Origin of the sequence: Streptomyces katrae (assembly GCF_002028425.1) — a bacterium.
Lineage (GTDB): Bacteria > Actinomycetota > Actinomycetes > Streptomycetales > Streptomycetaceae > Streptomyces > Streptomyces katrae_A.
The window spans coordinates 3,094,439-3,115,748 of record NZ_CP020042.1; the positions used below are offsets into that span (position 1 = coordinate 3,094,439).

Sequence of the window (21,310 nt, forward strand, 5' to 3'; positions counted from 1 at the left end):
CGTGAAGGCCTCGACGCGGGCGGCCCGGGACACCCCGGGCCGCCGGGCCGCCGCGCGGCGGCGGCTGGTCGCGGCGGCGTTCCTGCTGCCGGCGCTGGTGCTGCTGGGGGCGCTGGTCGTGCAGCCCATCGGCTTCTCGCTCTACCGCAGCCTCTTCGACCGTTCCGGGGACTCCTTCGTCGGCGCCGCCAACTACGAGGCGATCGTCCGTGATCCGGCGATCCGCACCGCGCTGCGCAACACGGCGGTGTGGGTGGCGGTGGCCCCGGCCGTGGCGACCGGTCTCGGGCTGGTCTTCGCGGTGCTGACGGAGCGGGTCCGCTGGGGGACGGCGTTCCGGCTGCTGGTGTTCATGCCGATGGCGATCTCGATGCTGGCGGCGGGGATCATCTTCCGGCTGGTGTACGACCACGATCCGCACCGAGGCGTGGCCAACGCGGTCGTGGTCGGGGTGCACGACACCTTCGCCGCGTCCTCGGCGTTCCCGAAGGCCCGTCCGGGCCGGGACTCCCCGCTGGAGCCGGCCGGGGACGGCGGCTTCGTGACGCGTGACCCGGTCCGGGCGGGTACCCCGGTGCTGCTGCCGCTGGTGGGGGTGGCGCCGGAGGCGCTGCCGGAGGGGGCCCGTACTGCGGTGGGGGCGCGGCCGGTGCCGGGGGAGGTGACGGGCACGGTCTGGCAGGACTTCACCCGGGGCGGGGGCGGCGCGGTGAACGTGGTCGACCCGGCGGAGACGGGTCTGGCGGGGATGCGGATCGAGGCGGTGAAGGACGGCCGGACGGTGGCGAGCGCCACGGCTCGCGCGGACGGCACGTTCACCCTGCCGGCCGCGGCGGACGGGGCCCGGCTGCGGCTGCCGGCGTCGAACTTCCGTGAGGCGTACGCGGGGGTGGAGTGGCTGGGGCCGGTCCTGGTGACCCCGGCGGTGATCGGCGCGTACGTGTGGATGTGGGCGGGGTTCGCGATGGTGCTGATCGGTGCGGGGCTGGCGGCGGTGCCGCGGGAGCTGCTGGAGGCGGCCCGGGTGGACGGGGCGGGCGAGTGGCAGGTGTTCCGGCGGATCACCGTGCCGCTGCTGGCGCCGGTGCTGGTGGTGGTGCTGGTGACCCTGGTGATCAATGTGATGAAGGTCTTCGACCTGGTCTTCGTGATCGCGCCGGGCGCCGTCCAGGACGACGCGAACGTGCTGGCGCTCCAGCTGTACCGGACCTCTTTCGGCACGGACGCCGACCAGGGGCTGGGCAGTGCCATCGCGGTGCTGCTGCTGGTGCTGGTGGTACCGGTGATGCTGGTCAACATCCGCCGGATGCGAAGGGAGGCCTCCCGGTGAACGCCGTACGGCGCCTCGCGGGCAGTGTGCTGCTGCGCGTGTTCCTGGTCCTGGCCGCGCTGTTCTGGCTGGTGCCGACCGTCGGTCTGCTGGTCTCCTCCTTCCTGTCCCCAGGCGATCTGAACCGGGGCGGCTGGTGGCGGGCGCTGACCGCGCCGTCCCGGCTGACGGCGTCCAACTACGCGCACCTGCTGGCCAACGACACGATCACCGGCTCCCTGCTGAGCACGGCCCTGATCGCCGTCCCGGCGACCGTGCTGGTGCTCACCCTGGGCGCGCTCGCCGGATACGCCTTCGCCTGGCTGGAGTTCCCCGGCCGGGACTGGCTGTTCCTGGTCGTGGTCGGGCTGCTGGTGGTGCCCGTGCAGGTGGCGCTGATCCCGGTGTCCGAACTCTTCGGCGCGATCGGCCTGTTCGAGACCACGGCCGGGGTGGTGCTGTTCCACACCGCGTTCGGGCTGCCGTTCGCGGTGTTCCTGCTGCGGAACTTCTTCGCCGAGATCCCGCGCGAGCTGCTGGAGGCGGCGCGGCTGGACGGGGCGGGCGAACTGCGGCTGTTCGCCCGGGTGGTGCTGCCGCTGGGCGGGCCGGCGATCGCCTCGCTGGGCATCTTCCAGTTCCTGTGGGTGTGGAACGACATGCTGGTGGCGCTGGTCTTCGCCGATTCGGCGCACCCGCCGGTGACGGTGGCGCTCCAGCAGCAGGTGCGGCAGTTCGGGAACAACATCGACGTGCTGGCGCCCGGGGCCTTCCTGTCGATGGTCGTGCCGCTCGTGGTCTTCTTCGCCTTCCAGCGGCAGTTCGTGACGGGGGTGATGGCCGGGGCGGTCAAATAGCTCCAAAAGCCTTGTGATCATGCTGTTGACGTGGTGTGTTGACGCTGCGTAACCCGAATGCCGCAGGGCACGTAACCCGATCGCCACGCGGGCGTTGCTGGGGGCACCTCCCAGCGGCGGCTGGGGGAGCAACATGCCCGCGCCGACCCCTGGATGTGCCGTGCCCCGGTTCAGCGTCATCGTGCCCGCGTACAAGGTTCAGGCGTACCTCCAGGAGAGCCTGGACTCGGTGCTGTCGCAGTCGTACCCGGATCTGGAGCTGATCGCGGTCGACGACGCCTCCCCCGACGCCTGCGGTTCGATCATCGACGAGTACGCGGCCCGCGACCCCCGCGTCACCGCCGTGCACCTGGCGCACAACCTCGGCCTGGGGCCGGCCCGCAACGCGGGCCTGTCCCGGGCCACCGGCGACTACCTGGTCTTCCTCGACGGCGACGACACCCTCGCCCCGGGCGCCCTGCAGGCCATCACCGACCGGCTCAAGGCCACCGGCTCCCCCGACGTCCTCGTCTACGACTACGCCCGCGCCTTCTGGACCGGCGAACTGGTCCGCAACCGGCTCGCGCACCGCCTCAGCGAGGAGGGCCCGGCCAGCTTCCGGCTCGCGGACCGCCCGGCACTGCTGGGGATGCTGATGGTGGTCTGGAACAAGGCGTACCGCCGCGAGTACGTGGAGCGCGAGGGCCTCGAATTCCCGCCCGGCTTGTACGAGGACACCCCCTGGACCTATCCGGCGCTGCTGGCCGCCGAGTCCGTGGCCGTCCTCGACCGGGTGTGCGTGCACTACCGGCAGCGGCGCACCGGCTCGATCCTGACCACCACCAGCCGCCGCCACCTCGACATCTTCGACCAGTACGACCGGGTCTTCGGCTACCTCGCGGGCCGGCCCGAACTGGAGCGCTGGCGCCCGGCGGTACACCGGCGGATGGCCGAGCACTTCTGCGCCGTGTACGCCGACCCCCGCCGGCTCCCGCGCGCCGGCCGGGCAGAGTTCTTCGCCCGCGCCGGCGCCCTGCTGCGCCGCTACCGCACCCCGGGCGGTGCGGGCGCCCTGCCGCCGGCGCCGAGCCGCACCGACCGGCTGCGGCACACCCTGATGCGGCTCGGGGCCCGCCGTACCTACCGGCTGGCGTCGGCGGCCCGCGCGGCGGCGCTGGCCGCGGCCCGGGCGGGCTCGGCCCTGCGGCGGGGGCTGCACGAGAGCGCCCTGCGCCTGCACTACCGGATCCAGCGGCTGCGGCCCCTGCGGCCCGAGCTCGCGGTGTTCTCGGCGTACTGGCACGGCGGCTACGCCTGCAACCCGGCCGCCATCGAGGCCACGCTGCGCGAACTGGCCCCGCACATGCGGACGGCGTGGATCTGCGACCCCCGGCACACCGCGACCCTGCCGCCCGGGACGACGCCGCTGAAGCCGGGCTCGGCCGCGTACTGGACGGCGCTGGCCCGGGCCACGTACCTGACGACGAACGTCAACTTCGACCGGGGCCTGGTCAAGCGGCCGGGCCAGGTCCTGCTCCAGACCCAGCACGGCACCCCCCTCAAGCGGGTCGGCCTCGACCTCCAGGACCGCCCGGCCGCCGCCCCCACCGCCGACTTCGAGGGCCTGCTGCGCGGCGCCGACCAGTGGGACTTCCTGCTGTCCTCGAACCGGCACTCCACCCTCGTGTGGGAGAAGGCCGTCCCCGCCTCGTACACCACCCTGGAATACGGCTACCCGCGCAACGATCCCTTCCACCGGGCCACCCAGGCCGAGGTCGTGGCCCTGCGCGAACGCCTCGGCATCGCCCCGGGCACCACCGTGATCCTCTACGCCCCCACCCACCGCGACTACCGGCGCAGCCGGCCCGAGCACCTGGACTTCGAGCGGGTCCTGCGGGACCTGGGGCCCCGCTTCACGGTCCTGTCCCGCACCCACCTCACGTACGCGGGCACCGAGCGGGCCCGGGACGTGCACCCGAGGCTGCTGGACGTCTCCGACCACCCGTCGGTGGAGGAGCTCTGCCTGGCCTCGGACGCGCTGGTCACCGACTACTCCTCCCTGATGTTCGACTACGCCTGCCTGGACCGGCCGATCGTGATCCACGCGGACGACTGGGAGGCGTACGAGGCAGCCCGCGGCACCTACTTCGACCTGCGGGCCTGTCCGCCGGGGGCGATCGCCCGGACCGAGGACGAGCTGGTCGACATCTTCGGCACCGGGCACTGGCAGGGCTCGCGTTCGGCCCAGCTGCGGGCGGCGTTCCGCGCGCGGTTCTGCTCGTACGACGACGGGTACGCGGCCGAACGCGTGGTGCGGCGCGTCTTCCTGGGCCAGCAGACGCCGCTCCCGGCGGTCGTCCCGCTGGAGGACCGCCATCCCGCGCCGCCGGCGCCCTCCCCGGCTGCGGCCCCGGCCCGCACGCCGCTGACGGCGGGCCTGTGGCCGTAGTCAGCGCAGGGTGAGCGGGGTCTCGGACAGGACGCGGGTCAGCTTCTCGGGATTGCGGACGTAGTAGAGGCCGGTCACGCGGTCGCCGTCGATCCGCATCGCCATGATCCCGTCGAGCTCGCCGTCCAGATGGGCGACGAGGGCGGGGCTGCCGTTGACCACGGTGGGGGCGAGGGTGAGCGGCAGCCTCGTCTTGCCGATGCCGCCGAGGAGGAAGCGGGCCACCTTGTCGGCGCCGCCGATCGGACGGAGCGCGGCCTGCTTGAGGCCGCCGCCGTCGCCGATGAGGACCACGTCGGGGGCGAGCACGTCGAGGAGGGCCTGCGGGTCCCCGGTCTCCACGGCCCGCAGGAAGGACTCCACCGCCGCGGAGGCCGCGCTCGCCGGGACCACCTGGCGCGGGCGGCGGGCGTCGACGTGCTTGCGGGCCCGGTGCGCGATCTGGCGTACGGCCGCCGGGGTCTTGTCGACGGCGGCGGCGATCTCCTCGTAGCCGAAGTCGAAGGCCTCGCGCAGGACGAAGACGGCGCGTTCGGTCGGCGAGAGGGTTTCTAGGACCAGCATCATCGCCATCGACACGCTCTCGGCCAGCTCGGCGTCCTCGGCGACGTCGGGGGCGGTGAGCAGCGGCTCCGGCAGCCACTGGCCGACGTAGGCCTCCTTGCGGCGCTGGAGGCTGCGCAGCCGGTTGAGGGCCTGGCGGGTGGTGATGCGGACCAGGTACGCGCGCTGCTCGCGGACCTGTGACAGGTCGACGCCGGCCCAGCGCAGCCAGGTCTCCTGGAGGACGTCCTCGGCGTCGGCGGCCGATCCGAGCATCTCGTAGGCGACGGTGAACAGCAGGTTGCGGTGGGCGACGAACGCCTCGGTCGCCGGGTCGGTGGTCTCGGTGCTCATGTCCCGTTCCCTCTCTTCGCGGCCGGTGCGGGCCGGCGGTGGTCTTCGGACGTGCGCCCACCGGAAGATCATCTTGCCGGGGAGGGCGTCCCGCCGGGGGCGGTCCGTCCGGATGGGCTCCGCAGCGCGGCGGTCAGGCGGCCTGTCCGGCGGTCGCCGCCACCCCGGCGTCCCGCGCGTCCGCGGCGTTGCGCGCTTCCCCGGCGTCGCGTGCTTCTCCGGCGTCGCGTGCGTCCAGCAGCTTCCGGCGGGTGGCTCCCGGGACCTGGTGCAGCTTGTACGCGCCGGGCTTGTGGGCCTCTCCGGCCAGGTGCTTGACGACGCCCTTGCAGACGAGCTCCTTGAGCTTCGCGCCGAGCCGGCCGTCGGCGTGGAGCCACACGGCACGGTCGGCCTTGGTGGCGAACTGGAAGATGCCGTCGCGGCGGCCCAGGCTGATGCACTGGCCCGCGAACCCCTGCCTGAGCGTCCCGGGCCGCTCACCCGCGATCCGGGACAGGACGGTGTCCGCGGCCCGCGCGCCCAGCGGGATCGCGGCCTGGCAGCTCATCCGCGGCGGCAGTCCCGACGGCGCCGCCGAGTCCCCGGCCGCGACGATGCGTTCGTCGTCCACGCTGGTCAGGGTCTCGTCCGTGAGCAGCCGGCCCAGGGCGTCGGTGCGCAGCCCGCTGCGCACCGCCAGGTCCGGCACGCCGAAGCCGGCGGTCCACACGGTCACCCGGCTGGGCAGTTCACGGCCGTCGGCCAGGTGCACGGCGCCGGCGGCCACCTCCGTCACTCGCGCGCCGGGGCCGTCCAGGACGGTGACGCCGAGCGCCGCCAGGCGGCCGGCGACCGAGCGCCGCCCCCGGGCGTGGAGGTAGGGGCCCAGGACCCCGCCGCACACCAGGGTCACCGCACGGCCCTCCTCGGCCAGCTCGGCGGCCGTCTCGATGCCCGTCGGACCGCCGCCGGCCACGACGACCGGGGCCTGCCCGGAGGCCGCCTCCAGCAGGGGGCGCAGCCGCCGCGCCTCCTCGAAGGTCGCGAGCGGGTGGGCGTGCTCGGCGGCCCCCGGCACGCCCGGATCGGCGCTGCCGCTGCCCACCGCGTAGATCAGGTAGTCGTAACCGGCCCTGGCACCGGAAGCCAGCTCCACCGACCGCCCGGCCGCGTCGATCCGCGTCACCGAGTCGACCACCAGGCGCACGCCCTCGGCCAGCACCTCGCGGTAGGCGACCACCGCCGAGTCGGTGCCGCCCGCCAGCTGGTGGAGGCGGATCCGGTGTACGAAGTCCGGGCGCGGATTGACCAGCGTCACCGCCACGTCACCACGCCGCGTCAGCCGGTTGGCCGCCATGACACCCGCGTATCCGCCGCCGATGACGAGGACTTCGGTGCTCTTGCCGCTCATGGTCGCTCCTCCGGTTCCAGGGGGTTCGACCACAGGACAACGCAGGCCCGCGGAACGTGACACGGTGTGCGCCGGATCACACCGGCGGGGCAGTGCCGGACCGCGCCGCCCGGCGGGTCAGCCGGCCTTCAGCCCGGCCACCGCCGAGCGGGCGAGTCCGTCCAGGTAGGCGGCGGGTACGGAGTCCCCCACGACGACCTGCCGCCAGTACAGCGGCCCGATCGCCAGGTCCAGGGCCCGCTCGGGGGAGGCGGAGTCCGCCAGTTCGCCGCGCGCGACGGCCTCCGCGACGATCCCCTCGGCGAGCCGGCGCTGGCCGTCCAGCAGGGCCCCGCGCACCGCGTCGGCGATCTCCGGGTTCCGGGCGGCCTCCACCAGCAGGTCGGGGATCACCGCCGAGGCCACGGGGTGGCGCAGGACATGGGTCATCACCTCCAGCAGGGCGCGGACGTCCCCGTAGAGGGAGCCGGTGGCGGGGACGGGCAGGCCGTCGGTGGCGAAGGCGCCGATCAGGTCGAGGACCAGGTGCAGCTTGGACTTCCAGCGCCGGTACACGGCCGTCTTGCCGACTCCGGCGCGGCGGGCGATGCCCTCGATGGACATCCGGGCGAAGCCCGCCTCCGCCAGCTCCGCGAGCACCGCGGCGCGGATCGCCTCCGTCACGTCCTCGCGCAGGACGGCCGCGCCGGCGGGGGCACGGCGGGCCGGGGCGGGCGCGGGGGCGGCGGTCGGGGCAGCGGCAGGCTCGGTGGTCATGCACAGAGCATAGCCGCGCACGCCGCCACTACCCCGTCACGACGATACGGTTGCGTTCCGTCCTCCTGGGCCCTAACCTCGCCGTAGCGACGATACGGACCCGTCCCGTCGCCCGGCCCACCCCGCACCCGTACGGGGACCCCCTCGGGGTGCCCCCGGCCGGCGACGCACCGACCCGTCGAAAGCGAAGCCCGTGACCCGAGCGACCTCCGCGCCACCCGCCGCGGCCCCCACCACCGCCGCGGAACTGGCGGCGGCCCACGGCCTGACCCTCAGCGGCGCCCGCCCCTCCCTCCCCGGCTACGTCGCACAGCTGTGGGACCGCCGCCACTTCGTGATCGCGTACGCCACCGCCCGGATGCAGGCCACGTACAGCACGGCCAAGCTCGGCCAGGTCTGGCACCTGATGACCCCGCTGCTCAACGCGGCCGTCTACTACTTCATCTTCGGCCTGGTCATGCACGCCAGCCACGGCGTGCCGGACTACCTGCCGTTCCTGATCACCGGCGTCTTCGTCTGGGACTTCATCGGCAGTTCGGTCAACACCGGCACCCGCGCCGTCCACAGCAACCTCGGGCTGGTCCGGGCCCTGCACTTCCCCCGGGCCAGCCTGCCCCTGTCCTCGGTGGTCCAGCTCTTCCAGCAGCTGCTCGTCACCATGGGCGCCCTGGTCATCCTGCTGCTGGCCTTCGGACAGGTCCCCTCCCCGGCCTGGCTGCTCGCCCTCCCGGCCCTCTTCCTGATGGCCGTCTTCTGCGCGGGCTGCGCCATGGTCATGGCCCGTGTCGGCAGCAAGAACCCCGACGTCAGCCAGCTGATGCCGTTCGTGCTCCGCACCTGGATGTACTCCTCGGGCGTGATGTGGTCCATCGACGCCATCCTGCGCACGGACCACCTGCCGCACTGGGTCACGATGATGCTCAAGCTCAACCCCGCGGCCGTCTACATCGACCTGATGCGCTTCGCGCTGATCGACAGCTTCAAGGCCTCGCAGCTGCCCCACCACGTCTGGCCGATCGCCATCGGCTGGGCCCTGTTCGCCGGCATCGGCGGCTTCGTCTACTTCTGGAAGGCAGAGGAGGAGTACGGCCGTGGCTGACACCCTCACCCGCACCGGCGCCGCCCCCGGCGCCGCCGCCGACACCCGCGTGCCCACCGTCATCGCCGACGAGGTGCACGTCGTCTACAAGGTCAACTCCGGCACCCGCAAGGGCGGGGCCACCGCCGCGCTCAGCCGCATCTTCTCCCGCAAGCCCGCCCCCGGCGTCCGCGAGGTCCACGCCGTCCGCGGCGTCAGCTTCACCGCCTACAAGGGCGAGGCCATCGGCCTCATCGGCACCAACGGCTCCGGCAAGTCCACCCTCCTCAAGGCCATCGCCGGCCTCCAGCCGGTCGCCCGCGGAGCCGTCTACTCACACGGCCAGCCCTCCCTCCTCGGAGTGAACGCCGCCCTGATGAACGACCTCACCGGCGAACGCAACGTGGTCCTCGGCGGACTGGCGATGGGCATGACCAAACAGCAGATCCGCGAGCGCTACCAGGACATCGTCGACTTCTCCGGCATCAACGAGAAGGGCGACTTCATCTCCCTGCCCATGCGCACCTACTCCTCCGGCATGGGCGCCCGGCTGCGGTTCTCCATCGCCGCCGCCAAGGACCACGACGTCCTGATGATCGACGAGGCCCTCGCCACCGGCGACGCCGCCTTCCAGCGCCGCAGCCAGGCCCGCATCGAGGAACTCCGCGCCCGGGCCGGCACCGTCTTCCTCGTCAGCCACGCCATCGGCACCGTCCGCGACACCTGCGACCGGGCCATCTGGCTGGAGTCCGGCGTCATCCGCATGGACGGCCCCTCCAAGGAGGTCTGCGACGCCTACGAGGCGTACACCCGCGGCTAGGGCGTGCCGCAGCGGAAACGGGCCGGGCCCGGAACCCTCCGAGGGGTTCCGGGCCCGGCCCGTTCGCTCCGGCGGCTGCCCGACGACTAGACGTGCGCCCGCAGCAGCGAGCGCATCGTGCGCATCGCCACCGACAGGTTCGCCAGGTCGAAGTCGTCCGAGCTGCGGATCTCGTCCAGGGTCGTCCGCGCCCGGGCGATCAGCGCCGCGTTCTTCGCCTCCCACGCCTGGAAGCGCTCCTCGGGAGCCGCGTCCGCGTCGCCCACCGACAGCACGTCCGCCGTCAGCGCCGCGTGCGCCGCGAACAGGTCCTCGCGGATCGACGCACGGGCCATCGACTGCCAGCGGTCCGACCGCGGCAGGTCGATGATCCGGTCCATCAGCTGCGTGATCTCCAGCCGGTCGGCCAGGTCGTAGTACACCTCGGCGACCGCCAGCGGGTCCACGCCCGTCCGGTCGGCGGTCGCGACGATGTCCAGCGTCGGGAACGCCGACGAGAACCCGGCCACCTTCGCCGCGAGCTCCGACGGCACGCCCTCGCCCGTCAGCTCGTCCATCACCGACTGGTACCACTCCAGGTCCGCGCCGCGCACCAGCTTCGGCAGCTCGGCCCAGACCTGCGCCACCCGCGCGCTGAACAGCTCGACCGTCTCGGTGATCTGCAGCGGCTGCGGCCGGTTGTTCAGCAGCCAGCGCGTACCGCGCTCCACCAGGCGCCGCGAGTGCAGCCGCACCCGGGTCTGGACGTCGGCCGCGACCTTGTTGTCCAGGGCCTCGACCTCGTCCCACACCTCGGCCAGGCCGAAGATCTCACGGGCCGACAGCTGCGCCCGGACGATCTCCTCCAGCGAGGCCCCGGTCTCCTCCCGCAGCCGGTGCAGGAAGGTCGAACCACCGGTGTTGACGGTGTCGTTGACCAGCAGCGTCGTGATGATCTCGCGGCGCAGCGCGTGCCCGTCGACCTGCTCGGGGAACTTCGCCACCAGCGCGCCCGGGAAGTAGGCGTGCAGCAGACGGCGCAGGTACGGGTCGTCCGGGAGCTCGGTGTGGATGAGCTCGTCCGCCACCGTGATCTTGGTGTAGGCGAACAGGACGGCCAGCTCCGGCTGGGTCAGACCGCGGCCAGTGTTCAGCAGCTCGCGGATCTGCCGGTCGTTGGGCAGGAACTCCAGCTGGCGGTCCAGCTGCCCGTCGCGGCCCAGGCGGCGCATGAAGCGCTGCTGCGCGTGGAGCAGGCTCGACGCCTGCGCCGAACCGTTGGCCAGGGCCACGTTCTGCGCGTAGTTGTTGCGCAGGACCAGGTGGCCGACCTCGTCCGTCATCTCGGCGAGCAGCTTGTTGCGCTGCTTGACCGTCATGTCGCCCTCGGTGACCAGGGCGTTCAGCAGGATCTTGATGTTCACCTCGTGGTCCGAGGTGTCCACGCCCGCGCTGTTGTCGATGGCGTCGGTGTTGATCTTGCCGCCCTCGCCGCCGGCGCCGCTGCGGGCGAACTCGATGCGGCCCAGCTGGGTCAGACCCAGGTTGCCGCCCTCGCCGATGACCTTGGCGCGGACGTCGGAGCCGTTGACGCGGATGGCGTCGTTGGCCTTGTCGCCGACGTCGGCGTGCGTCTCGGCCGTCGCCTTGACGTACGTACCGATGCCGCCGTTCCACAGCAGGTCCACCGGAGACTTGAGGATCGCCTGCATCAGGTCGGCCGGGGTCATCTTGGTGACGCCCGCCTCGATGCCGAGGGCCGCCCGCATCTGCGCGTTGACCGGGATGGCCTTCGCGGTGCGCGGGTGGATGCCGCCGCCCGCCGACAGCAGCGCGGTGTCGTAGTCCGCCCACGAGGAACGCGGCAGCTCGAACAGGCGCCGGCGCTCGGCGTACGAGGTGGCCGCGTCCGGGGTCGGGTCGATGAAGATGTGCCGGTGGTCGAAGGCGGCGACCAGGCGGATGTGCTCCGAGAGCAGCATGCCGTTGCCGAAGACGTCACCGGACATGTCGCCGACGCCGACGACCGTGAAGTCCTCGGTCTGGGTGTCGTGGCCCAGCTCGCGGAAGTGCCGCTTGACCGACTCCCAGGCACCGCGGGCGGTGATGCCCATGCCCTTGTGGTCGTAGCCGGCGCTGCCGCCCGAGGCGAAGGCGTCGCCCAGCCAGAACCCGTACGACTCGGCGACACCGTTGGCGATGTCGGAGAACGTCGCGGTGCCCTTGTCGGCGGCGACGACGAGGTAGGTGTCGTCCCCGTCGTGGCGGACCACGCCCTTGGGCGGGACGACCTCGCCCGCGACCATGTTGTCGGTGATGTCGAGCAGCGCCGAGATGAAGATCTTGTACGAGGCGATGCCCTCGGCGAGCCACGCGTCGCGGTCCACCGACGGGTCCGGCAGGTTCTTGGCGACGAAGCCGCCCTTGGCGCCGACCGGCACGATGACGGTGTTCTTCACCATCTGCGCCTTGACCAGGCCCAGGATCTCCGTACGGAAGTCCTCACGCCGGTCGGACCAGCGCAGACCGCCTCGGGCGACCTTGCCGAAGCGCAGGTGGACGCCCTCGACGCGCGGGGAGTACACCCAGATCTCGAACGCCGGGCGCGGGGCCGGCAGGTCCGGGATGGCCTGCGGGTCGAACTTCATCGACACGTACGTGTGCTGCTCGCCCGCGTCGTTCAGCTGGAAGAAGTTCGTGCGCAGGGTGGCCTTGATCAGCGTCAGGAACGCCCGCAGGATGCGGTCCTCGTCGAGCGAGGCGACCTGGTCCAGGGCCCCGTCCAGCTCCTCCAGCATGGCGTCGACGAGCTCGGTGCCGGCGGCCTGGCGGCCGGGCGACATCCGCGCCTCGAAGAGGGAGACCAGCAGCCGGGTGGTGTGGACGTTGTTGCGGAGGGTGTCCTCCATGTAGTCCTGGCTGAAGGTGGAGCCGGCCTGGCGCATGTACTTGGCGTACGCGCGCAGGACCACGGCCTGCCGCCAGGTGAGCCCGGCGCCCAGGACGAGGGTGTTGAAGTTGTCGTTCTCGGCCTCGCCGGTCCACACGGCCGCAAAGGCCTCCTGGAACCGCTCGCGGGCGTCGTCGCCGAGGTAGGCGTCGCCGTTGCCCGCCGGGGGCATCCGCAGGCCGAAGTCGTAGATCCAGGCGCTCACCCGGTCGCTGCGGCGCAGCTCGTACGGGCGCTCGTCGGTGACCTCGACGCCCAGGCGCTGGAGGACCGGCAGGACGGCCGACAGGGAGACCTGCTCGCCCTCGCGGTAGATCTTGAAGCGGCGCTCGCCCGGGCCCGCACCGACGGGCTCGTACAGGGAGAGCGCGAACTCGCGGTCGCTGGCGGAGAGCCGCTCCAGGTGGCACAGGTCGGACACGGCCATGCGCGGGGTGTGGTCGGCCTTGTAGCCCTCGGAGAACGAGCCGCTGTACTTGCGCAGCAGCTCGGCGGCGCGCTCCTCGCCCAGCTCGGCCGTCAGCGCCTCGCCGAAGCCGTCGGCCCAGGAGCGGGCGGCCTCGACCAGGCGGGCCTCGACGCGCTCGACGTCGGCGTCGGTCAGCGCGGGCAGCCGGGTGCCCTGCGGGACGCGGACGACGAAGTGGATGCGGGACAGGACCGACTCGGTGTTCCAGGCGGTGAAGTCGACGCTGGTGCCGCCGAGCTCCTCCTTCAAGATGTCCATCAGCCGCAGCCGGACGCCGGTGGTGAACCGGTCGCGCGGCAGGTAGACGAGCGCCGAGTAGTAGCGGCCGTACTCGTCCTGGCGCAGGTAGAGGCGCAGCCGGCGGCGTTCCTGGAGGTACAGGACGGAGGTGGCGATCTCGCGGAGCTTGTCGACGGGGGTCTGGAACAGCTCGTCGCGCGGGTAGGTCTCCAGGATCTGGAGCAGGTCGCGGCCGTCGTGGCTGGACGGCGAGAAGCCGGCGCCCTCCAGCACCTCGGCGACCTTGCGGCGGATCACCGGGACGCGGCGCACGGACTCGGTGTACGCGGCGGAGGAGAACAGGCCGAGGAAGCGGCGCTCGCCGACCACGTTGCCCTCGGCGTCGAACTTCTTCACGCCGACGTAGTCGAGGTACGAGGGGCGGTGGACGGTCGCGCGGCTGTTGGCCTTGGTCAGCACCAGCAGCTCGTGCTCGCGGGCCTTGGCGCGGGCGTCGGCCGGCAGCCGGTTGAAGGACGGCGAGACGGGGTGCGCGTCCTCCTGGCCGTGGTGGACCGGGTCGGAGCGCAGGATGCCCAGACCGGTACCGGGGACGGCCGCGAGGGCGTCGCCGTCGACCAGGTTGTACTCGCGGAAGCCGATGAAGGTGAAGTGGTCGTCGGCCAGCCAGCGCAGCAGCTCGCGGGCCTCCTCCAGCTCGTACTCGCGCAGGTCCGGCGCGGTCGGCTCGTCCGGCAGCTCGTCGGCGATGCGCAGCGCGGCGTCGCGCATCTTCTCCCAGTCCTCGACGGACTCGCGGACGTCGGACAGGACGCGCAGCAGGTCGCCGGTGATCTGCTTGAGGTCGGCCTTGTCGGTCTCGCGGTCGATCTCGACGTGGATCCAGGACTCGACGAGGGAGTCGTGGGGGCGCGCGGTCTTGGGGCCGTGGGCGTCGCAGTCGGGGCCGAGGATCTCGATCAGCTTGCCGGTGACGTCACGGCGCACGACGACCTGCGGGTGGATCACGACGTGGATGCCGCGGCCCTGGCGGGACAGCTCGTTGGTGACCGAGTCCACGAGGAAGGGCATGTCGTCGGTGACGACCTCGACGACCGAGTGGCTGGAGGTCCAGCCGTTCTCCTCGACCGTGGGGGTGTGCACGCGCACGCTCGCCGTGCCCTGCGGGCGGTTCTCCGCCAGCCGGTAGTGGGAGAGCGCCGCACCGAACACGTCGACCGGGTCGCGGTCCGCGAGGTCCTCGGGGGCCGTGTGCAGGTAGTAGCGCTGGAGGTAGGCGAGCGTCGCGCCCTGCCCGGGGTGCTCCCCTTGCTCGGACCCAGTCGGAAGTAGCCCCCCGGCCGGGCTGTTCTCAGCTACCCGTGCCGCCCGCGCGAGCAGCTCGGCCTTTGCTTCGTCCAGCTTGGTCTGCATGTCCTCTGGCTCCTGTCGCGCGCCATTGCGTGACGTAGGTGAAGGAAGGAATGACAAAGCGCCGCGATGGGGTGGGAAGTCCGTCCGGATCCGGTTGCGACGCCGTGTCGTCGGGAGAGCCGCCCGGGAGGGCTTCGACCATGATCGACAGGTCCCGGCGGCGGGGATCAGCGAGGGCCCGGGCACGAATGTGCGCCGGGCGCGGGCCGGGGGCATGGGTGCCCCCGAGGACTATCGCGCTGATCACGGGTACAAGGCTATCTCGCCGGACCCCCAGGTCGTCATTCACTGCATCTGTACAAAACCGGGGGTAAAACCTGGACACTCTGGCCAGCGACTCCGCCGCCGCGGCGTGCGGGGGTCGTTATCCGGCCAGCTCACGGGCGGTGGCGACGGCCTCGGCGAGGCTGTCGACCACGGGCACGCCCGCCGACTCCAGACTGGCCCGGCTGTGCGAGCCCCCGGTGTACAGGACGGCGCGTGCGCCCACGTGGGCGGCGGCCAGCGCATCGTCCACGGCGTCGCCGACGAGGACCGTACGGGAAGCCGTCACACCGGCCGCCTCCAGGGCGGCCATATGGCGTACGAGGTGCCCCGCCTTGGAGGTGTGCGAGGGTCCGGTACGGCCGTCGACCCGGAGGAAGTGCACGTCGATGCCGTGTTCGCGGACCAGGGGGACGAGCCTGTCGTGGGGCGCGAGGGACAGCAGGGACTGGGTATACCCGTCCGCCTGCCAGCCCCGCAGCAGCTCCCGCGCGCCCTCGGCGAGACCGGAGTCCGCGGCGGCCGCCCAGTAGTGCCGGTGGAAGGCCTCGTCCATCACGACCCACTCCTCCTCGGAGGGCAGCCGGCCCATGAGCCGCTCGTAGAACTTCGGCACGGGGACGACATACAGCTCGCGGTAGCGCTCCAGGGTGATCGGCGGAAAACCGAGCTCGGCGAAGGAGGCGTTGGTGGCGGTCATGACGGCGTCGATGTCGTGCAGCAGGGTCCCGTTCCAGTCCCACACGATGTGGGCCGTACCACCACTCACCGGAACCTCCGCCCCCATTCCACTCAACCCACCCATCACGTCCATCGCGTCCGCCGTGTCCGCCCCACTCACCCCAGGCACCCCGCTCACGCCACTCACCCCAGCAGCCCGGGGATCTCCTGCACGCCGAACCACAGCAGCTCGTGGTCCTCGGCGCCGTCGACGATGAACTGCGCGTCGTCGTCCCCGGCGTCCGCGGCGGCCAGCGCCCCGGCGGCGGCGGTCACGTCCTCCTCGGCGTCCCCGGCGTCCACGTGCACGGCGGCGGCCACGGTCAGCCGCACGGCGGCGGCGAGCGTCACCTGCCCGAGGGTGGCCTCGTCCAGCCCGGGAGAGGCGACGGCGGCCTTGTCGTCCACGTCGACGGCGACGACGACCCGCTTGCGCGGCGCGGCGGCGTCCGCGGCCAGCATCCGCAGGGAGGCGGCGGCGGCCCGGCTGAGGGCCGCGTACTCCAGCTCCTCGATGTCGTCGGAGACGTACCACTCCCGCAGCCCGGGGGTCACGGCGTACGCGCGGAGCGGGGCGGGCCCCAGCTCGCCCGCCTTGTGCGCCTCGGCGAGCCCGGGAAGGGTCAGGGGGACGTACACGCGCATGGCCGGCTGCTTTCGGTAGTCGGAAAACCCCCTCAGGATACGACCGCGACCCGCGAACTCCCCCAGGGGCGGGGACCCCGGATCTCCACGGCGGCACACCGCCAGCGCTGATCAGCCCCCTGTTCGAGCCGGAATGCCATCGCGGAGACCCGGTCCCCCGTCGCGATCCGGGCGAACGCCTCGATGACCCCCGGCCCCGGGTGGAACCGCCCGCAGTGCCGCAGCACGGGCCGCAGCCGCTCCCGAAGCGGCCCGGTCGGCGCGAGCTCGACCAGCTGGTCGTAGGCCTCCCCGACGGTCAGCCCGAGCAGCGAATGCACGGGCCGCTGCCCGCTCACCACGGCGAGGATCCGCTGCGCGAACCACTCGTGCGGCCCCAGCCGGCGCACGGACCGCGGACTCCCGAGGCCCCGCTGCAGCGGAACCCCGGCCACCCGCCCACCCGCCTGCGGCCCACCCCCGCCCGGCCCCCGCTGCGGCCCAACCCCGGCGGGGGTCGGCAGCGGCCCAACCCCGGCGGGCGTCGGCAGCGGCCCAACCCCGGCGGGGGTCGGCAGCGGCCCGCCCCCGGCGGGCCCCGGCCCGGCTGCGGGGCGGGTCCCGCCCGCCGACCGGGGCCCGGCGCCCGGCCGCCGCTGGTCCCGCCGCCCGGCGGGCCGGGTCCGGCTCACCGCCCCCGGCCTGCTGCGGCTCCCCTCGCCGCCGATGGCGCCGCGCGTGGTGGTGTCCATGCCGATTCCCCCGATCAGACCGAGCCTGGCCCCAGCGGTACCAGGCGGTAACTTGACCCGGTTTTTCTACGACCCCCGAACACGCTCCGCAACCACCGCACCCCACCCCCAAAGCCCCCGCCGAGCTTCACCTATCCGAGTGCCGGCCCCCCTCAGCCAGGCCCGGAAAACCCCTCACGAAGGCCCTACGTGGACGCCGGAACCCCCGCCGACCCAAGCCCGAAAGGGTACGCCCAAGTCACCCTCCCGGCCCCACACACCGCACCCCAGCAACCCACGGGACCCTTCACTCTCCGCACCCGGCGACCCGGCACAGGGGATGGCCGGGACCACACTCAGCGGTCTCAGGGATGGGTTGGGGCTTTCCCGTCAGTCTCATCGTCCTTCCGCGTCGGGCCGGTCAGTCAAGAGCGCTCCTTCGTCGCGTCGCTACGCGATGTCGCTGCGCTCCACTCTTGACAGCCCGTCCCGCCACGGAAAAACGAAGACTGCCGGGAAACCCCCAAAGGAACGGGACGGACGTTCATAGGACATCCGGCGGACTCAGCGACCCTTCGGGGTTGTCGGGGGCCGCCACGCCAAGCATCCGGGCCGACGAGTCAGTTCATCGGGGCCGCGATCCGCGACAGATCGCTACGCGCTCCTCGAATTCCGGCGTCCGGCGGCCGTCTGTGGCTGTTGGCGGCACCAAAAGCCGATCCGCAGAGCATCCCGGCCCAAGACGGCCATCAGCCGCCGAGAAATGAGGAGCGCGTAGCGATCTGACGCGCCTGGGGTCGCCTGATGGCCTTCTCATCGGCATTTCGTGCAGGCAGCGACCCCAGCCGGCCGCCGGACGCCGAAAAGACAGGAGCGCGTAGCGATCTGTCGCGCCCACCGGCCCCGGATGACGATTCCATCGTCCTTTCCTGCGGGCAGCGGCCCCGGACGGGCGGCGGACGCTGAGACGGGAGGAGCGCGTAGCGATCTGTCGCGAATCGCGGCCCCGATGCACTGCCTCGTCGGCCCGGATGCCCGGCGAGGCGGCCCCCGACCTACTCGCCTGGTCGCTGATCCCGCGTATGTCCATCAATGGACCGTGCCGTCCTTTTGGGGGTTTCCCGGCAGTCCTTGTCTTTCCGGTTCGGGCTGTTCTGTCAAGGGTCGCCGCAGGCGATCGCGAAGCGACGCGACCGAAGGGAGCGCCCTTGACAGGGCGGCCCGAACCGGAAGGACAGTGGGACTGACGGGAAAGCCCCAACCCTTCTCTGAGACCGCCCCGCCAGGACCCCGCCCCCTACCGCCCCGCCCGGCTGACCGGCTCCGTCCGGCGGGCTCCCGCGGCCCCGGCCCCGGGCCCGCCGCACTGTGCCACCGCCCCCCGCCCGGCACCCCGCGCGGCGGGTGGGCAGCCACCGGCCCGCCCCCGGCCCCTCGCGGGGGCAAAAGTCCCGCCCCCCGTGCCGACGTAAAACCAAACGGGGCCGGACACCCCAAGGTGTCCGGCCCCGGCCCGCGCGCAGCGCGCGTGGGGGTTACTTCTTGCGGCGGCGGCCGCCCGTCGCCTTCTGGGCCTTGCGGCGCTCCGCGCGGGTCAGGCCGTCTCCGCCGTTGGCGTCGTCGAAGTCGCCCTCGACCACGCCGCCCTCGCCGTCCACCGTCGGGGCGGAGAAGTGCAGGCGGTCCGGGCGCTGCGGGGTGTCCAGGCCCTTGGCGCGGATCTCCGGGCGCGCCGACGGCACCGGCTCCTTGGCCAGCGACGGGGCCGCCTCGGCCTGCACGGGGACCTCCTCGACCTGCTGCTCCACCTGGACCTCCAGGTTGAACAGGTAGCCGACGGACTCCTCCTTGATGCCCTCCATCATGGCGTTGAACATGTCGAAGCCCTCGCGCTGGTACTCGACCAGCGGGTCCTTCTGGGCCATCGCGCGCAGGCCGATGCCCTCCTGGAGGTAGTCCATCTCGTAGAGGTGCTCACGCCACTTGCGGTCCAGCACCGACAGGACCACGCGGCGCTCCAGCTCGCGCATGACGTCGGCGCCCAGGGCCGCCTCGCGCGCCTCGTACTGCTCGTGGATGTCGTCCTTGACGGACTCGGCGATGAACTCGGCGGTGATGCCCGCGCGGTCCCCGGCGGCCTCCTCCAGCTCTTCCACCGTCACCTTGATCGGGTAGAGCTGCTTGAAGGCGCCCCACAGCCGGTCCAGGTCCCACTCCTCGGCGAAGCCCTCGACCGTCTCGGCGGCGATGTACGCGTCGATCGTGTCGTCCATGAAGAAGCGCACCTGCTCGTGCAGGTCCTCGCCCTCCAGGACGCGGCGGCGCTCGCCGTAGATGACCTCGCGCTGGCTGTTGAGGACCTCGTCGTACTTCAGGACGTTCTTACGGGTCTCGAAGTTCTGGGTCTCGACCTGCGACTGGGCCGACGCGATCGCGCGCGTGACCATCTTGTTCTCGATCGGGACGTCGTCCGGCACGTTGGCCATGGCCATGACGCGCTCGACCATCTGGGCCTTGAACAGGCGCATCAGGTCGTCGCCCAGCGACAGGTAGAAACGGGACTCGCCCGGGTCGCCCTGACGGCCGGAGCGGCCGCGCAGCTGGTTGTCGATACGGCGCGACTCGTGCCGCTCGGTGCCCAGCACGTACAGGCCGCCGAGCTCCTTGACCTCCTCGAACTCCGCCTTCACGGCCGCCTCGGCCCTGGAGAGCGCTTCGGGCAGGGCGTGCGCCCACTCCTCGATGTGCTCCTCCGGGTCGAGGCCGCGCTGGCGCAGCTCCGCCTCGGCGAGGTCGTCGGGGTTGCCGCCGAGCTTGATGTCGGTACCGCGGCCGGCCATGTTCGTGGCGACGGTGACGGCGCCGCGGCGGCCCGCCTGGGCGACGATGGCGGCCTCGCGCTCGTGCTGCTTGGCGTTGAGCACCTCGTGCGGGATGCCGCGCTTGGAGAGCTGCTGCGAGAGGTACTCGGACTTCTCGACCGACGTCGTGCCGACGAGGATCGGCTGGCCCTTCTCGTGCTTCTCGGCGATGTCGTCGACGACGGCGGCGAACTTGGCGACCTCGGTGCGGTAGATGAGGTCGGGCTGGTCCTTGCGCTGCATCGCGCGGTTCGTCGGGATCGGGACGACGCCGAGCTTGTAGATCTGGTGGAACTCGGCGGCCTCGGTCATGGCCGTACCGGTCATACCGGACAGCTTGGTGTAGAGGCGGAAGAAGTTCTGGAGGGTGATCGTGGCGAGGGTCTGGTTCTCGTCCTTGATGTCCACCCCTTCCTTCGCCTCGATCGCCTGGTGCATGCCCTCGTTGTAGCGGCGGCCGGCGAGGATACGGCCGGTGTGCTCGTCGACGATCATGACTTCGCCGTCGATGACGACGTAGTCCTTGTCCTTCTTGAACAGTTCCTTCGCCTTGATGGCGTTGTTCAGGTAGCCGACGAGCGGGGTGTTCACCGACTCGTAGAGGTTGTCGATGCCGAGCCAGTCCTCGACCTTGGCGACGCCGGCCTCGTGGATGCCGACCGTGCGCTTCTTCTCGTCGACCTCGTAGTCGCCGGTCTCCTCGATGCCCTTGAGCGGGTTGCCCGGCTCGCCCTTGGTCAGGCGGGTGACCAGCTTGGCGAAGTCGGCGTACCACTTCGTCGCCTGGTCGGCCGGGCCGGAGATGATCAGCGGGGTGCGGGCCTCGTCGACGAGGATGGAGTCGACCTCGTCGACCACGGCGAAGTTGTGGCCGCGCTGGACCAGCTCGTCCTTCGACCAGGCCATGTTGTCGCGCAGGTAGTCGAAGCCGAACTCGTTGTTCGTTCCGTACGTGATGTCGCAGTTGTACTGTTCGCGGCGCTGGGCGGGCGACATGTTCGCCAGGATGCAGCCGACCTCCAGGCCGAGGAACTTGTGCACCCGGCCCATCAGCTCGGAGTCGCGCTCGGCGAGGTAGTCGTTGACCGTGATCAGGTGGACGCCCAGGCCCGACAGGGCGTTCAGGTAGGCGGGCAGCGTACCGACGAGGGTCTTGCCCTCACCGGTCTTCATCTCGGCGACGTACCCGAGGTGCAGCGCGGCGCCGCCCATGATCTGGACGTCGTAGTGCCGCTGGCCCAGGACGCGCTTCGCGGCCTCGCGGACGGTCGCGAAGGCCTCGGGGAGCAGGTCGTCGAGGCTCTCGCCGTCCTGGTAGCGCTGCTTGTACTCGTCCGTGAGGGCCCGCAACTCGGCGTCGGAGAGGTTGACGAAGTCCTCTTCGATGGAGTTGACCTGGTCCGCGATGCGGTGCAGTTTGCGCAGGATCTTGCCTTCGCCTGCACGCATGAGCTTGGTGAGGACGGACACTGAGGCTGGTCTCCTTGCCGGTCGGGCCTGGGCACTTTACGTAGCCGGGCA

At 72.0% G+C, this 21,310-nt stretch carries 13 protein-coding genes; 5 read left to right on the forward strand and 8 right to left on the reverse strand.

Annotated elements, in window-relative coordinates; all coding sequences use genetic code 11:
* The first annotated feature begins 1 nt into the window (after position 1).
* From B4U46_RS13950 to B4U46_RS13960, 3 genes are all read left to right on the forward strand, one after another.
* Positions 2-1,330, forward strand: a complete 1,329-nt coding sequence (locus B4U46_RS13950) for a carbohydrate ABC transporter permease (protein WP_079427429.1) — start codon at positions 2-4, stop codon at positions 1,328-1,330.
* Positions 1,327-2,166 carry a carbohydrate ABC transporter permease gene (locus tag B4U46_RS13955; RefSeq protein ID WP_079427431.1) on the forward strand — a complete coding sequence of 280 codons (840 nt, stop codon included), beginning with the start codon at positions 1,327-1,329 and terminating at the stop codon, positions 2,164-2,166. Before B4U46_RS13950 ends, B4U46_RS13955 begins: the two co-directional genes overlap by 4 nt.
* Positions 2,167-2,326: 160 nt before the next feature.
* Entirely contained in the window at positions 2,327-4,594 is a 2,268-nt protein-coding gene (locus B4U46_RS13960) for a bifunctional glycosyltransferase/CDP-glycerol:glycerophosphate glycerophosphotransferase (RefSeq protein ID WP_079427433.1), read from the forward strand.
* Here the strand turns inward: B4U46_RS13960 and B4U46_RS13965 are convergent, their stop codons facing one another.
* The 3 genes from B4U46_RS13965 to B4U46_RS13975 form a co-directional block, all read right to left on the reverse strand.
* On the reverse strand, positions 4,595-5,491 hold the full coding sequence (locus B4U46_RS13965) for an RNA polymerase sigma-70 factor (protein WP_079427435.1): 897 nt from the start codon (positions 5,489-5,491) through the stop codon (positions 4,595-4,597).
* 133 nt (positions 5,492-5,624) lie between these two features.
* Positions 5,625-6,884, reverse strand: coding sequence for an NAD(P)/FAD-dependent oxidoreductase (locus B4U46_RS13970; RefSeq protein WP_079427437.1), 1,260 nt, complete (start codon positions 6,882-6,884; stop codon positions 5,625-5,627).
* A gap of 117 nt (positions 6,885-7,001) precedes the next feature.
* Positions 7,002-7,640, reverse strand: coding sequence for a TetR/AcrR family transcriptional regulator (locus tag B4U46_RS13975; RefSeq protein WP_079427439.1), 639 nt, complete (start codon positions 7,638-7,640; stop codon positions 7,002-7,004).
* 193 nt (positions 7,641-7,833) lie between these two features.
* Here B4U46_RS13975 and B4U46_RS13980 point away from each other — a divergent pair, with 193 nt between their 5' ends.
* On the forward strand, positions 7,834-8,739 hold the full coding sequence (locus B4U46_RS13980) for an ABC transporter permease (protein WP_079427441.1): 906 nt from the start codon (positions 7,834-7,836) through the stop codon (positions 8,737-8,739).
* Positions 8,732-9,538 (forward strand): ABC transporter ATP-binding protein, encoded by an 807-nt coding sequence (locus tag B4U46_RS13985; RefSeq protein ID WP_079427443.1) that lies wholly within the window; start codon positions 8,732-8,734, stop codon positions 9,536-9,538. Before B4U46_RS13980 ends, B4U46_RS13985 begins: the two co-directional genes overlap by 8 nt.
* Positions 9,539-9,624: 86 nt before the next feature.
* Here the strand turns inward: B4U46_RS13985 and B4U46_RS13990 are convergent, their stop codons facing one another.
* The 5 genes from B4U46_RS13990 to secA form a co-directional block, all read right to left on the reverse strand.
* Entirely contained in the window at positions 9,625-14,589 is a 4,965-nt protein-coding gene (locus tag B4U46_RS13990; protein WP_079427445.1) for an NAD-glutamate dehydrogenase, read from the reverse strand.
* A gap of 364 nt (positions 14,590-14,953) precedes the next feature.
* Positions 14,954-15,622, reverse strand: a complete 669-nt coding sequence (locus B4U46_RS13995) for an HAD family hydrolase (protein ID WP_100864228.1) — start codon at positions 15,620-15,622, stop codon at positions 14,954-14,956.
* Positions 15,623-15,717: 95 nt separating this feature from the next.
* Positions 15,718-16,218 (reverse strand): DUF6912 family protein, encoded by a 501-nt coding sequence (locus tag B4U46_RS14000; protein ID WP_079427449.1) that lies wholly within the window; start codon positions 16,216-16,218, stop codon positions 15,718-15,720.
* A gap of 32 nt (positions 16,219-16,250) precedes the next feature.
* Entirely contained in the window at positions 16,251-16,607 is a 357-nt protein-coding gene (locus B4U46_RS40325; RefSeq protein WP_079431748.1) for an Rv3235 family protein, read from the reverse strand.
* Positions 16,608-18,463: 1,856 nt separating this feature from the next.
* On the reverse strand, positions 18,464-21,259 hold the full coding sequence (secA, locus tag B4U46_RS14010) for a preprotein translocase subunit SecA (protein WP_079427451.1): 2,796 nt from the start codon (positions 21,257-21,259) through the stop codon (positions 18,464-18,466).
* Between the last annotated feature and the right edge of the window lie 51 nt (positions 21,260-21,310).

Excerpts from the sequence above, each read along its gene's own strand:
- B4U46_RS13965 (WP_079427435.1), bottom strand. The coding sequence starts at position 5,491 with ATGAGCACCGAGACCACCGACCCGGCGACCGAGGCGTTCGTCGCCCAC.
- B4U46_RS13970 (WP_079427437.1), bottom strand. The coding sequence starts at position 6,884 with ATGAGCGGCAAGAGCACCGAAGTCCTCGTCATCGGCGGCGGATACGCG.
- B4U46_RS13975 (WP_079427439.1), bottom strand. The coding sequence starts at position 7,640 with ATGACCACCGAGCCTGCCGCTGCCCCGACCGCCGCCCCCGCGCCCGCC.
- B4U46_RS13990 (WP_079427445.1), bottom strand. The coding sequence starts at position 14,589 with ATGCAGACCAAGCTGGACGAAGCAAAGGCCGAGCTGCTCGCGCGGGCG.
- B4U46_RS14000 (WP_079427449.1), bottom strand. The coding sequence starts at position 16,218 with ATGCGCGTGTACGTCCCCCTGACCCTTCCCGGGCTCGCCGAGGCGCAC.